Raw genomic sequence first — 14018 nt, forward strand, 5'->3', positions numbered from 1 at the left:
GAAATTGAATGTCGGGTACGTCGTGGCGGATTGCCTCCGCCGGTGCAAGGTCAGCCTTCGCGGGCGCTCGCGCGTGCTTCGAGCAGCGCCCAGATCGCGCGGTGCTGCGCCAGCAACTGCTGCGCGCCGAAGCTGACCGCGCGTTCGGTCGCGGGTGTGCCGCCGAGCATGGCGACGCTGGCGGCGGTTTCCGCCTGGGGCGGGAAGGTCGCGGGAACCGGCTCCACGCCGAAGCGCATCGCGGCACGGTCGAGCAGCAGGCGGATCGTCGTCCAATCCTGCACCAGCGCGGCGACGGCACCCGTCGCGCAGCCGCGGCGTTCGGATTTGGCGAGCATTTCGAGTGCGTGACGGCTGGTGATGAGCGCCGCTTCGGTTTCGGCCTGACCGGGGGTGGAGGGCAGCGGGCCTGCGGCGGCGGCGAGCTGGGCGATATAGGCGCGTTCGCCTACGAATGCCTCGGCAACGGCATCGAGCCAGTCGCAGGCGTCGGGCTGGACGCACGACGTGCGCGCTTCGCCGGCGAGACCGGGATGGTCGCCGTGGACGGCGCACAGCGCATGCACCGCGTCGGACAGGTCGCGGGCAGGGGCGGCCGGCGAGATGAGATAGGCGAGGTGGGGGTGGGTGACGCTGCCGTCGGCCTCGCCCAGCTGGGCCACCATGTCCCATGCGCTAGCGTGCCAGCCCGTCTGTGCCGTGTCCAACATGATACCCCGGAGTTGTTCGAAGCCGCCCGCCCATCCGATGCGACCGGCCTCTTGTCCGCCCGCTACCTATACCGAACCGCGTAAAGACAGGGTGAATACGACGGTAACCCTGTCTCAATGCACCTTTACGTCGCCGGAACGTGGCCTAAGAACGGCGGCACGTTTTTCGGAGAAGGTACATGCGGGGATGGATCGTGGCTTTGGCACTCGCGTCGGCGGGGAGCATGGCGATGAGCGCTGAGGTGATGGCGCAAACGGCGACCGACGCGAGGGCGGGTGATCTGACGCTGGCACGCGTGTTTGGCAGCCCCGATTTGTCGGGATCGCAGCCGCGCGGGGTGCGGCTGTCGCCGGACGGAACGCTGCTGACGTTCCTGCGCCCGCGCGCCGACGAGAAGGAGCGCACCGACCTGTGGGCGCGCGATACGCGGACAGGCGCGGAGCGGATGCTGGTCGACAGCAAGAAGGTCGGCACCGGCGCGGAGCTGACCGAGGCGGAGAAGATGCAGCGCGAACGAGCACGGATCGGCGGGTCGAAGGGCATCGTCGCGTACGACTTCGCGCCCGACGGGCGATCGATCCTGGTGCCGCTGGACGGCGACCTCTACCTCGCAACGCTCGACGGCAAGGTCCGCCGGCTGACTGCGACTCCCGGCGGCGAGCTCAACCCGGTGGTGTCGCCGAAGGGCGGTTACGTCAGCTTCGTGCGCGACCAGAACCTGTTCGCGCAGCCGCTCGCCGGTGGCGAGGCGCGGGCGGTGACGCAGGGCGGCGGCGGCACGGTCCACTTCGGCGAGGCGGAATTCGTCGCGCAGGAGGAAATGGATCGTCGCACCGGCTATTGGTGGTCGCCGGACGAGCGCTTCATCGCGGTCGAGAAGTTCGACGAGGCACCGGTGCATGTCTTCACCCGCGCGTCGATCGGCGCGGCGGGGACCAAGACGTACGAGCAGCGCTATCCCGCCGCAGGGACGCCGAACGTGCTGGTCGAGCTGTACGTGATGCGGCCGGACGGATCGGGGCAGGTGAAGGTCGATCTCGGCGCCAACCCCGACATCTATCTGGCGCGGGTCGACTGGACGCCCGATGGCAAGACTTTGCTGGTGCAGCGCCAGAGCCGCGACCAGAAGACGCTCGACATGCTCCGCGTCGACCCTGAGACGGGCAAGGCGAGCGTGCTGTTCACCGAGAAGGCGGGCGCGAAGAGCTGGCTGAACCTCAGCGACGATTACAAGCCGATGAAGGACGGCAGCCTGATCTGGCGGTCCGAGCGCGATGGTTTCGGTCATCTGTATCGCTGGACGCCGGGCGGCAAGTGGACGCAGCTGACCAAGGGGCCGTGGGTGGTCACGGGGCTGACCGGCGTCGATGAGGGCGCCAAAGGATCGGGTGGGGGACGGCTGTACTTCACCGGCACCAAGGACGACGTGCTGGAGCAGCATCTGTATTCCGTCGATATCGCGCGACCGAACGTCGTGTCGCGGCTGACCGAGCTCGGCTGGACCAACGGCGCGAGCATGGACAAGGCGGCGAGCCGCTTCATCGTATCGCGGTCGAACCCGACCCAGCCGGCGCAGGTCTATATGGCGGACGTCACCGGCAAGCGGATCGCGTGGATCAACGAGAATGCGGTGGTCGCCGGCCACCCCTATTTCCCCTTCCTGCAAAGCCATCAGGCGACCAAGTTCGGCACGATCAAGGCGAAGGACGGCACGACGCTGTACTGGGAAATGATCACGCCGCCGCTCGTCGCAGGCAAGAAGTATCCGGTGTTCTTCGAACATTACGGCGGCCCCGGCACCGGCCAGCAGGTGACGCGTGGCTGGCAGGGGGCGCTGCCGCAGTTCCTGGTCGATCAGGGCTGGGTCTATTTCAAGATCGACAACCGCGGCTCATACAACCGCGGCAAGGCGTTCGAGGACCAGATCTATCACGCGATGGGGACGGTCGAGGTCGAGGACCAGCTGGCGGGGGCGAATTACCTGAAGTCGCTGCCGTTCGTCGACGGCGGCAAGATCGCGACCTATGGCTGGTCGTACGGCGGGTACATGTCGCTGAAGATGCTGGAGAAGACGCCCGGCGTATATGCCGCGGCGGTATCCGGTGCGCCGGTGACCGACTGGCAGCTGTACGATACGCATTATACCGAGCGCTATCTGGGTGATCCGGCGAAGGACCCAAAAAGCTATGCGTCGTCGGAGGCGGTCGAGGATGCGGTGAACATCAAGGACCCGCTGCTGCTGATCCACGGCATGGCGGACGACAACGTCTTCCTCGACAATTCGACCAAGGTCGCCGCGAAGATGCAGGGGGCGGGAACGCCGTTCGAGATGATGTTCTACCCCGGCTATACCCATCGCGTGGCGGGGCCGGGGGTGAGCCAGCACCTGTGGGGGACGATCCTGGAGTTCCTCGATCGCAACGTGAAGAACAAGCCGGCGCAGTGAGCGTGGCGGGGCCGCGGCCCCGCTCGCCAAGCGGGGCTATCCGCGCAACAAACGAGAAGCTGTTGGACGCGCTGACGCAACGCCGTTAGGGGCGCGGGCATTCGAGTGGAGGGTTTCATGGGTTATCGGGTGGTGGTCGCGGGCGCGACGGGCAATGTCGGGCGCGAGATGGTCAACATCCTCGCCGAGCGCGAATTCCCGGCGGACGAGATCGCGGTGCTGGCGTCGAGCCGCAGCCAGGGCGAGACGATCGAATACGGCGACACCGGCAAGATGCTCAAGGTGCAGAACATCGAGCATTTCGACCCCGCCGGCTGGGACATGGCGCTGTTCGCGATCGGCAGCGACGCGACCAAGGTCTATGCGCCCAGGTTCGCCGCGGCGGGCTGCACGGTGATCGACAATTCGTCGCTGTACCGGATGGATCCCGACGTGCCGCTGATCGTGCCGGAGGTGAATGCCGCGGCGATCGACGGCTACAAGGCCAGGAACATCATCGCCAATCCGAATTGCTCGACCGCGCAGATGGTCGTCGCGCTGAAGCCGCTGCATGATTTCGCCAGGATCACGCGCGTCGTCGTATCGACCTACCAGTCGGTATCGGGCGCGGGCAAGGTCGGTATGGACGAGCTGTTCGAGCAGAGCCGCAACATCTTCGTCGGTGATCCCGCCGAGGCCAAGAAATTCACCAAGCAGATTGCGTTCAACGTGATCCCGCACATCGACAGCTTCCTGGACGACGGATCGACCAAGGAAGAGTGGAAGATGGTGGTCGAGACCAAGAAGATCCTCGATCCCAAGATCAAGGTCACCGCGACATGCGTCCGCGTGCCGGTATTCGTCGGCCATTCGGAATCGATCAACGTCGAATTCGCGGACGAGATTTCGGCCGAGGACGCCAAGCGTATCCTGCGCGAGGCGCCCGGCATCATGCTGATCGATAAGCATGAGGATGGCGGCTACATCACGCCGATCGAGGCGGCGGGCGACGACGCGACCTACATCAGCCGCGTTCGCGAGGACCCGACGGTGGAGAACGGCCTGAACCTGTGGTGTGTCAGCGACAATCTCCGCAAGGGCGCGGCGCTGAACGCGGTGCAGATCGCCGAGCTGCTCGGCCGGCGGCATCTGAAGAAGGACGGCTGAGCGCCTGATAGCGGGGTGACGGCATCTGTCCTACGGGACAGGTGCCGATCCGCACACGCTCGCCTGCCGATCAATGGCCGATGTAGCGCCCGGGGCGGTGCCAGGCGATGAGGATCAGGCTGATGGCGGCTGCGCTCAATGCCGACCAGCCGAGCTGCGGGCCGCTGATGACGGGGATGGAGATCGCGAGGATCACGACGTCGATCGCGATCTGGGTACGGCCCGCGTTCCAGCCGCGGGTGTTCTGAAGCCATAATGTGATCACCCCGGTGCCGCCGACCCCGGCCTGATGGCGGGCGAGGACCAGGATGCCGAGGCCGATCACCGTACCGCCGACCAGCGCGGCAAAGGCGGGATGGACGTCGACCACGTTGATCGACAGTCGCGACACCGCGGAGAACAACGCGATGCCGCAGTTGACCAGCAGCGACTTCACCGCGAACTTGGCGCCCATCGCTTTGTGAGCGAAGGCGAAGAACGGGATGTTGATGAGCGTGAACAGCACGCCGGCGGGGATGGGAAGCCGATAGGATAACAGCAGCGCAATGCCGGCGACCCCGCCGGTGACGAGGCCCGCCGCCTTCAGGAACATCAGCCCGATGACGAGCAGGATGCAGCCGATCGCGAGGGCATAGGCGTCTTCGGCGACGCTGTGCGGGCGGCCGAGCGGCAGGGAATCGTCGCGGGGTTGCATCGGACCTCATGCGTGATGGGTCAGGCACTCTCCCCTTTCGTCGCTCTAGCCGGCGACGTTCGCGTCATACAGCAGTCGCACGCGAACGAAAGGCTCGCGTGCGCGGGGCGTCAGATGCGGCGGTGCTTCCCGCCATAGCGATGTCCGACGTAATCGCCGATCCTCGCCATCTCGCGTGCCGCCGCCTGCGTCGCTTCGGCGCAACAGGGAAGCGGGTCGCGTTCCGCCTGTGCGGCGCGCATCGCGACGCGATCGGTCAACTCCTCGATATCCGCGCGGCTGAGGACGTTCTTTTCACGCAACAGGCATAGCAGACTCTGCAGAATCACGAGACTTTCGTCACCGGTATGGGATTGCAGACCATTGTCCATCATCGCTCTCCTTATATATTTGAAGGGAGAGTATGCCCTTTGGGCGGGTGTGAACAGGCCAAAACGGTCTGGGGTCCTTTAGCCCGGATATGCGAAAGGATATGCCGGTATGCGAGTGGCGACGGGTGGATGCCAGTGCGGTACGGTCCGGTATTCCGTACGGCTGATGGATGACGAGGCGTATCTGTGCCATTGCCGGATGTGCCAGCGTGCGACCGGCGGGGTATCGATCGCGTTCACGCTGGTCGAGGTGGCGGCGGTCACATGGACGACGCGGGAGCCGGAACGTTATCGATCGTCGCCGTTCGCACAGCGGGGGTTCTGCGCACGCTGTGGTACGCCGATGACCTACGAATCGGATGGTCACGACATGATGGATCTTACCGTCGGCAGCTTTGACGATCCCTCGGCGTTCCGACCGGTCGCACATAGCGGGGTGGAGAGCTGGCACCCGCAATGGCTGGACACGCGCGGCCTTCCGACCCAACGCACGGATGAGAACGAACGCATCGCCAACAGATGGATCGAGACCCTTGGCCGACTTCCCCACTGACCCGCAGTATTTCGCCAGCTTCGACGGCACCCGCATAGCCTGGCGCGAGCTGGGCGAGGGGCGGCCGGTGGTGTTGATCCACGGCTATTTCTCGACCGCCGAAGTGAACTGGATCAAATACGGCCATGCCGCGAAGGTTGCAGCGCGCGGGTTCCGCGTGATCATGCCCGATCTGCGCGGTCATGGCCTCAGCGACCGGCCGCACGAGCCATCGGCGTATCCGCCCGATGCGCTGATGCGCGACGGCATGGCGTTGATCGCGCATCTGGGGCTGAGCGACTATGATCTGGGCGGCTATTCGCTCGGCGGGCGGACGACGATGCGGATGCTGGTCAACGGCGCGACGCCGCGACGGGCGGTGCTGTCGGGGATGGGGCTGGCCGGTATCCTGCAAACCTCCGGGCGCGGCGACTATTTCCGCAATATCCTGACCAACCTCGGCAGTTTCGAGCGCGGCACCAACGAATGGATGACCGAGGCTTTCCTGAAGACAACCGGCGGCGATCCGGTGGCGTTGCTCAACGTGCTTGAGACGTTCGTCGATACGCCACTGGCGGCGGTGGAGGCGATCCAGGTGCCGGTGGCGGTGATCACCGGGGCGGAGGACGACGACAACGGGTCTGGCGCGGCGCTGGCCGATGCGATCCCGCAAGCGGTGTTCCGCGAGGTGCCGGGCGGACACATGAGTGCGGTGGCGAAGCCGGAGCTGGGACAGGCGATCGCGGACTTCCTGGCGGCTTGACCGACACGGGGTGAGGCGCGCATCGTGGCGGCAACACGATGTTTGTCAGAGGTTTCCATTCCATGCGTCTCGTTTCCACCGCCGCGCTCGCCGTGGCGCTGTTCGCCGCGCCCGTAACCGCGCAGACCGCTTCGCCCGCCGCCAAGCCCACCGTTGCCGAGGCCGATGCCTATGTCGCCGCGGTCGAGAAGGAGGCGGCGGACATGTCGATCCCCGCCAACCAGACCGCCTGGGTCAACGCGACCTATATCACCGATGACACCGACGCACTTGCCGCCAAGTCGGGCGCCGAGCTGACCGAGAAGGCGGTGCAATGGGCGAAGGGCGCCGCGCGTTTCAACGGCCTTGCCGGCGTGTCGGGCGACACCCGCCGCAAGCTCGATATCCTGAAGAACGGCGTAGGCCTGCCCGCACCGACGACGCCGGGCGCGGCGACCGAACTGGCGACGCTGACCACCCGCATGTCGTCGAGCTACGGCAAGGGCAAGGGTACGCTCGACGGCAAGCCGATCAACGGGTCCGACATCGAGGCGGCGATGGGCGAGACGCGCGATCCTGCCAAGTTGCAGGAGATGTGGGTCAGCTGGAACGACAATGTCGGCGCGCCGATGCGCAAGGACTATACGCGAATGACCGCGATCTCGAACGCCGGCGCGAAGGAGCTGGGCTTCGGCGATGTCGGTGCGATGTGGCGGTCGGGCTACGACATGAGCCCGCAGCAGTTCGAGGCACTGACCGACCAGATCTGGAAGGAGGTCGAGCCGCTGTACCTGTCGCTGCACACCTATGTGCGGTGGAAGCTGAACGAAAAATACGGCGATGCAGTGCAGGCGAAGACCGGGCCGATCCGCAGCGACCTGCTCGGCAACATGTGGGCGCAGGAATGGGGCAACATCTACGACATCGTCGCGCCGAAGGGGGCGGGGGACGTTGGCTATGACACCGGCGAGTTGCTGAAGGCCAAGGGCTACGATCCGCTCAAGATGGTGAAGCAGGGCGAGGGCTTTTATTCCTCGCTCGGCTTCGCGCCGTTGCCGGAGACGTTCTGGCAGCGCTCGCAGATCACCAAGCCGGCGGATCGCGAGGTGATCTGTCATGCGTCGGCATGGAACATCGACAATGCGGACGATATCCGCATCAAGATGTGCACCAAGGTGAACGGCGACGATTTCGTCACCATCCACCATGAGCTCGGCCACAATTACTACCAGCGCGCGTACAAGAACCAGCCGTTCCTCTACAAGAACGGCGCGAACGACGGCTTCCACGAGGCGATCGGCGACACTGTCGCGCTGTCGATCACGCCGGATTATCTGGTGAAGATCGGGCTGCTGAACCAGGCGCAGGTGCCGGCTGCGGACAAGGACATCGGACTGCTGCTGCGGCAGGCGATGGACAAGGTCGCGTTCCTGCCGTTCGGCCTGCTGGTCGACAAATGGCGTTGGAACGTCTTCTCGGGCAAGATCGCGACGGGCGACTACCAGAAGGGCTGGGATGCGCTGCGGCTGCAATATCAGGGGATCAAGCCGCCGGTCGCGCGTGACGAGACCAAGTTCGATGCGGGTGCGAAGTATCACATCCCCGCGACGGTGCCGTACACGCGCTACTTTCTGGCGCGGGTGTTGCAGTTCCAGTTCTACAAGGCGGCGTGCGATCAGTCGGGCTGGAAGGGGCCGCTGCATCGCTGCTCGTTCTTCGGTGACAAGGCGGTCGGCGAGAAGCTGAACACGATGCTGGCGATGGGGCAGTCGAAGCCGTGGCCGGATGCGTTGCAGGTGATGACCGGATCGCGGCAGATGTCGGGCAAGGCGCTGGTGGAATATTTCGCGCCGTTGAAGACGTGGCTGGATCAGCAGAACAAGGGCAAGCCGACAGGATGGTGAGGGCTTGAGTTCTCGTGTCTTTTCCCAGGACGGATCGACGTTCGGGCCTGCGGACTGCCTGCACAACCAGGACTGCCCCAAAGCCATCGTCACCCCGGACTTGTTCCGGGGGTCCACCGTGCCGAGAGGGAATAGCAAGAGGCTCCACCGTTTCCCTCGGCCACACGGTGGACCCCGGAACAAGTCCGGGGTGACGGAGACGTTCAAAGCAACCAGCGGAACCTGAATGTCGATCGGCCCTAGGTGGGCGGAACTCGCGATACGTCGGGGTCGAGCGTTGACGCTGACATATCGCCCGGGCTCCACCCACCCCCAACCCCTCCCTTGCAGGGAGGGGAGTAGGGCTACTGCCGCCAAGGACAGTGTTCTCGTGGCCGCATAGCACGAACCAGCCGATCACTCATCTCCCCTCCCTCTCAGGGAGGGGCTGGGGTGGGTGGCGTGCTCGCGATACGTCATGGCCTGGCATTGCCGGTGCCGTATCGGCAGGCCGCAACCCATCCCCTGTGCCCTCTCTTCCACGGAAGGGAGCTATTACCTCAAATCTTGTCAGGAATCGTGTTCTCATCCGCGATGCCGGCCTGGAACGACTTGGAGGCGTCCTTGCCGTCGGGCGTATGCGCTTTCTTACCACCCTCCTTCGGGGTGCTGCTGCGCAGGGTGAGCAGCGCTGCTGCTGCGGCGGCTCCGACTGCGGCGACCCCCGCGCCGACCGCAGCGATACCCCATTTGCTGGTGCCGGTATTCTTGTCCGCCTTTTTTGGGCCGGGCTTCTTCGCACCGGTGCGCGGTGCTGCCCGTTTGGTGGAGCGGGGCTTTACCGCCTTGGCGGCGGAGGCGACGGCCCCCTCGGCCTTGGTGACCGCCGCCCTGGCGCGGCGGGTCGTCTTGGTGGCGGCATCGACAACCGCCGTCTCGACCTTTTCCACCGCCGACGGCTCTGCCTTCGCGCGCGGGGTGCGTGGCTTCGCGGTGCTCGCCTTGGCAGGCGTGCTCCGCGTCGCGCTGGTCTTGCGCGGTGCGCGACGACGGGGCGTAGCGGCGGGCGTATCGGTTTTCGGCGTGTCGGTATCGTCGGCCACGGGCGTAAACTCCCTGATTGGTTCGGGAGCGTAACGCATTAGACCCGGTTGGTTTCCGGTGCCGCCGGATTCCTTAGCGGAACGGCGGTTCGTCGAATGCGCGCAGCTTGCGGCTGTGCAGCTTTTCACCCTCCAGCCGAAGCTGTTCGCAGGTTTCGATGCCGATCCGCATATGTTCGCTGATCGCGCGTTCGTAGAAGCGGTTGGCCTGTCCCGGCAGCTTCAATTCGCCGTGCAGCGGCTTGTCGGACACGCAGAGCAAGGTGCCGTAGGGAACGCGGAACCGATAGCCCTGCGCGGCGATCGTCGCCGATTCCATGTCGATGCCGACCGCCCGGCTGAGCGAGAAGCGCAATGCGGAGGCGGAATAGCGGAGTTCCCAATTGCGGTCGTCGGTGGTGACGATCGTGCCGGTGCGCAGGCGACGCTTCAGCTCCTCACCCGACTGGCCGCTGACGATTTCCGACGCGCGGGCGAGCGCCTGCTGGATTTCGGCGATCGCGGGCACGGGGATTTCGGGCGGTAGCACGTCGTCGAGGACATGGTCGTCGCGGAGATAGGCGTGCGCGAGGACATAGTCGCCGATGCGCTGCGACGGGCGCAGGCCGCCGCAATGGCCGATCATCAGCCACGCCTCCGGCCGCATGACGGCGAGGTGGTCGCAGATCGTCTTTGCGTTCGACGGGCCGACACCGATGTTGACGAGGGTGATACCGGTGCGGTCGTCCGCCATCAGGTGATAGGCGGGCATCTGGTGCCGGCGCCACGCGCTGTCGTTGACCAGCTTGTCGACGTCGCCGGGGTTGTCGATGACGATGTTGCCGGCGCCGGACAGCGCGGTGAAGCGGCTTTCCGGACCGAGCTGCGAGGCGCCCCAGCGTACGAACTCGTCGACATAGCGGTGATAGTTGGTGAACAGCACGAAGCGCTGCGTATGCTCCGACGGCGTACCCATATAATGACGCAGGCGGGCGAGGCTGAAATCGGTGCGCAGGGCGTCGAACAGCGCGAGCGGGCGGGTGCCGCCCTCTGCGATCCACAGGCCATCGGCGATCTCGTCACCGATATGCGCCAGTTCGGTAGCGGGAAAGTGGCGGGCGAGTTCGGTTGCCGACACCGTGTCAAGGCTGAGCGCATGGCCGGGATCGAGCACGTAGGGAAAGGGGATTTCCTGCCGTCCCTCGATCGCCTCGACCTCGACATCGTAATCCTCGATCAGCAGCGTGAGCTGTTCGGTCAGGTAATCGGCGAACAGCGCCGGCTTGGTGACGCTGATCGTGTACTCGCCGGGCGAGACGAGGCGGCCGAACGAGCGCAGCGGTGCGGGCCGGTCGCCGACGCTGTCGTAGCGCAGGCGGATGACGGGATAGGCGAACGAGCCGTCGACGCGGCTTTGCGGCGAAGGCGGCGTGCCATGGGTGAGATAGGCGTTGAGCGCGGCCTGAAGGCGGTCGACCGAGGCACGGTAGAGGCGGTCGAGGTCCGCGACGATCTGGGATGCGGTTGTCATTGCGGATTGTTACGCAATGGCTGTGACGGTGGCAAGACGGGGACATCAGTGTTCCTGCGAACGCAGGAACCCAGAGCCAGACCCGCAAACGGCTGTCGTCTAAACCCTGGGCTCCTGCGTCCGCAGGAGCACTGGTGCCTTACAGCTCGCCGAGCAGGTATTCGGCGCTGCTGACCTTGAATTCACCGGGTTCCTCGACGTGGAGCTGCTTCACGACGCCGTTCTCGACCAGCATCGTGTAGCGCTGGCTGCGCTTGCCCATGCCGAACTTGCTGCCGTCCATCGTCAGGCCGAGCGCTTCGGCGAAGTCGCCGTTGCCGTCCGCCAGCATGGTGATGCCTTCGGCGTCCGCCGACTTGGCCCACGCGCCCATGACGAAGGCGTCGTTGACCGAGGTGCAGGCGATCTCGTCGACGCCCTTCGCCTTCAGCTCCGCATGCTTTTCGACGAAGCCGGGCAGGTGCTTGGCGGAGCAGGTCGGCGTGAACGCGCCGGGGACGGCGAACAGCGCGACGGTGCGGCCGGCGAAGTAATCGGTGCTGCTGACCTGATCGGGGCCATCGGCCGTGACCTTGACGAGGGTGGCGCTGGGCAGGGTGTCGCCGACGGTGATCGTCATCGTTTGGGTTCTCCGAAATGGGGTGCAGGAACGCCGGACGGCGGTGCGCGCCACACGTCGGACGAAGCGCGACTGATTTCAAGCATGGCGCCGGCCACGGACATGCTTATGTTCGCAAGCGATGCAATCTCCTGTCTATCTTTCCGGCCAGTTCCTGCTCGCGATGCCGGGCATGATCGATCCGCGGTTCGATCACGCCGTCATCGCGATGTGCGCGCACGACAAGGAGGGGGCGATCGGTATCGGCATCGGTGCGACGATCGACGGGCTGGGGTTGCACGACCTGCTGGATCAGTTCGACATCCCGCATGGGGTCGCGCCCGATGCGCCGGTGCATTTCGGCGGACCGGTCGAGCCGCGACGGGGCTTCGTGGTCCATTCCGGCGACTGGGGCGGGCAGGACACGATCGATGTCGCCGGGCGCTGGTCGCTGTCGAGCACGGTCGATGTGCTGCGGGCGATCGCGGAGGGGAGCGGGCCGACGCGGTGGCTGGTGGCGCTGGGCTATGCCGGATGGGGTGCCGGGCAGCTGGACGGCGAATTGTCGCGGCCGGGCTGGTTCCATGTCGAGGGCGATACGGCGCTGCTGTTCGACGGCGCCGCCGAGACGCGCTGGGCTGGCGCTTTCGCCAAGGCCGGGATCGATACGCGACTGCTTGCTCCGACGACCGGAACGGCCTGAGCGACATATAAAGATATCTTTATATTTGATTTGGGGCCGGGGCGCCGCTAAGGAGCCCGGCATCCATTATCTTCAGGAGCATGACTCGTGGCTACTGCGCTCGCGGTCGAAAACACCGATTACGTCATCAAGGACATCGCGCTTGCCGACTTCGGTCGTGCCGAGATCCGCATCGCGGAGACCGAGATGCCCGGCCTGATGGCGCTCCGCTCCGAATTCGGCGCGTCGCAGCCGCTGAAGGGCGCGCGCATCACCGGTTCGCTGCACATGACGATCCAGACCGCGGTGCTGATCGAGACGCTGACCGCGCTGGGTGCCGACGTGCGCTGGGCGACCTGCAACATCTTCTCGACGCAGGACCATGCCGCCGCCGCGATCGCCGCGACGGGCGTGCCGGTGTTCGCGGTGAAGGGCGAGAGCCTGGCAGACTATTGGGATTATGTCGGCGACATCTTCACCTGGGATGCCGAGGTCGACGGCCAGACCGCCAACATCATCCTCGACGACGGTGGTGATGCCACCATGTTCGCGCTGTGGGGCGCGAAGCTGGAGGCTGGCCACACGCTCGGCGAGCCGGAGAACGAAGAGGAAGTCGAGTTCCAGCGCGCGCTAAAGGCGTTCATCGCCAAGAAGCCGGGCTATCTGACGGAGACGGTCAAGAACCTGAAGGGCGTGTCGGAAGAGACGACCACGGGCGTCCACCGCCTGTACGAGATCGCGAAGAAGGGCGAGCTGCCGTTCCCGGCGATCAACGTCAACGACAGCGTCACCAAGTCGAAGTTCGACAATCTGTACGGCTGCAAGGAATCCTTGGTCGACGCGATCCGTCGCGCCACCGATGTGATGCTCGCCGGCAAGGTCGCGGTCGTCGCCGGCTTCGGTGACGTCGGCAAGGGTTCGGCCCAGTCGCTCCGCAACGGCGGCGCGCGCGTGATGGTGACCGAGGTCGACCCGATCTGCGCATTGCAGGCGGCGATGGAGGGCTTCGAGGTCGTGACGATGGACGAGGCGGTGACCCGCGCCGACATCTTCGTGACCGCGACCGGCAACGCCGACGTCATCACCGCCGATCACATGAAGGCGATGAAGCCGATGTCGATCGTCTGCAACATCGGCCACTTCGACAGCGAGATTCAGATCGCCGCGATGTCGAACTACAAGTGGACCGAAGTGAAGCCCGGCACCGACCTGGTCGAATTCCCGGACGGCAAGCAGATCATCATCCTCGCCAAGGGCCGCCTGGTGAACCTCGGCTGCGCGACCGGCCATCCGTCGTTCGTGATGTCGGCCTCGTTCACCAACCAGACGCTCGCGCAGATCGAGCTGTGGACCAAGGGCGAGAACTACAAGAACGACGTCTACGTCCTGCCCAAGCACCTCGACGAAAAGGTCGCGGCGCTGCATCTCGAAAAGCTCGGCGTGAAGCTGTCGCAGCTCACCCCGAAGCAGGCGGGTTACATCGGCGTGCCGGTCGAAGGGCCGTTCAAGCCGGACCATTACCGCTACTGATCGGACGCGATCGGTTTTGGTAAGAAGAGGGCGGTGCCGGAAGGTGCCGCCTTTTTTCTGCCCGGTCCTC

General features: G+C 65.4%; 13 protein-coding genes. 7 read left to right on the forward strand and 6 right to left on the reverse strand.

Annotated features, from left to right (window positions below; all coding sequences use genetic code 11):
• Positions 1 to 50: 50 nt before the first annotated feature.
• A complete protein-coding gene (locus LRA87_RS06860) occupies positions 51 to 665 on the reverse strand; it encodes a DUF6975 family protein (RefSeq protein ID WP_230630403.1) in 615 nt (204 codons plus the stop codon).
• Between the two features lie 224 nt (positions 666 to 889).
• On the opposite strand from LRA87_RS06860, the gene LRA87_RS06865 reads away from it, so the two are divergent.
• A complete protein-coding gene (locus LRA87_RS06865) occupies positions 890 to 3157 on the forward strand; it encodes a S9 family peptidase (RefSeq protein WP_443024848.1) in 2268 nt (755 codons plus the stop codon).
• Positions 3158 to 3274: 117 nt separating this feature from the next.
• Positions 3275 to 4303, forward strand: a complete 1029-nt coding sequence (locus LRA87_RS06870; protein ID WP_230630405.1) for an aspartate-semialdehyde dehydrogenase — start codon at positions 3275 to 3277, stop codon at positions 4301 to 4303.
• Positions 4304 to 4373: 70 nt separating this feature from the next.
• Here LRA87_RS06870 and LRA87_RS06875 read toward each other — a convergent pair whose 3' ends face one another.
• Positions 4374 to 4997, reverse strand: a complete 624-nt coding sequence (locus LRA87_RS06875) for a YitT family protein (protein ID WP_230630407.1) — start codon at positions 4995 to 4997, stop codon at positions 4374 to 4376.
• A gap of 110 nt (positions 4998 to 5107) precedes the next feature.
• Entirely contained in the window at positions 5108 to 5368 is a 261-nt protein-coding gene (locus LRA87_RS06880; RefSeq protein WP_443024859.1) for a hypothetical protein, read from the reverse strand.
• A 109-nt stretch (positions 5369 to 5477) separates the two neighbouring features.
• Here LRA87_RS06880 and LRA87_RS06885 point away from each other — a divergent pair, with 109 nt between their 5' ends.
• From LRA87_RS06885 to LRA87_RS06895, 3 genes are all read left to right on the forward strand, one after another.
• Complete coding sequence (locus tag LRA87_RS06885) at positions 5478 to 5921, forward strand: GFA family protein (protein WP_230630413.1); 444 nt, start codon at positions 5478 to 5480, stop codon at positions 5919 to 5921.
• Positions 5902 to 6663, forward strand: coding sequence for an alpha/beta fold hydrolase (locus tag LRA87_RS06890; protein WP_230630416.1), 762 nt, complete (start codon positions 5902 to 5904; stop codon positions 6661 to 6663). The genes LRA87_RS06885 and LRA87_RS06890 overlap by 20 nt, the downstream gene beginning before the upstream one ends.
• Positions 6664 to 6725: 62 nt before the next feature.
• Positions 6726 to 8546, forward strand: a complete 1821-nt coding sequence (locus LRA87_RS06895; RefSeq protein ID WP_230630417.1) for a M2 family metallopeptidase — start codon at positions 6726 to 6728, stop codon at positions 8544 to 8546.
• 539 nt (positions 8547 to 9085) lie between these two features.
• Here the strand turns inward: LRA87_RS06895 and LRA87_RS06900 are convergent.
• From LRA87_RS06900 to LRA87_RS06910, 3 genes are all read right to left on the reverse strand, one after another.
• Positions 9086 to 9628 carry a hypothetical protein gene (locus tag LRA87_RS06900; RefSeq protein ID WP_230630420.1) on the reverse strand — a complete coding sequence of 181 codons (543 nt, stop codon included), beginning with the start codon at positions 9626 to 9628 and terminating at the stop codon, positions 9086 to 9088.
• 73 nt (positions 9629 to 9701) lie between these two features.
• Positions 9702 to 11138 carry an AMP nucleosidase gene (locus LRA87_RS06905; protein WP_230630425.1) on the reverse strand — a complete coding sequence of 479 codons (1437 nt, stop codon included), beginning with the start codon at positions 11136 to 11138 and terminating at the stop codon, positions 9702 to 9704.
• Between the two features lie 139 nt (positions 11139 to 11277).
• Positions 11278 to 11757, reverse strand: a complete 480-nt coding sequence (locus LRA87_RS06910; RefSeq protein ID WP_230630430.1) for a peroxiredoxin — start codon at positions 11755 to 11757, stop codon at positions 11278 to 11280.
• A 121-nt stretch (positions 11758 to 11878) separates the two neighbouring features.
• Here LRA87_RS06910 and LRA87_RS06915 point away from each other — a divergent pair, with 121 nt between their 5' ends.
• Both LRA87_RS06915 and ahcY read left to right on the forward strand, forming a co-directional pair.
• Positions 11879 to 12439: a YqgE/AlgH family protein gene (locus LRA87_RS06915; RefSeq protein ID WP_230630431.1), complete on the forward strand. Its 561-nt coding sequence runs from the start codon at positions 11879 to 11881 to the stop codon at positions 12437 to 12439.
• 87 nt (positions 12440 to 12526) lie between these two features.
• Positions 12527 to 13948: an adenosylhomocysteinase gene (ahcY, locus tag LRA87_RS06920; RefSeq protein WP_230630433.1), complete on the forward strand. Its 1422-nt coding sequence runs from the start codon at positions 12527 to 12529 to the stop codon at positions 13946 to 13948.
• Positions 13949 to 14018 lie beyond the last annotated feature (70 nt).

This window comes from Sphingomonas sp. Leaf37 (assembly GCF_920939475.1).
Classification (GTDB): domain Bacteria; phylum Pseudomonadota; class Alphaproteobacteria; order Sphingomonadales; family Sphingomonadaceae; genus Sphingomonas.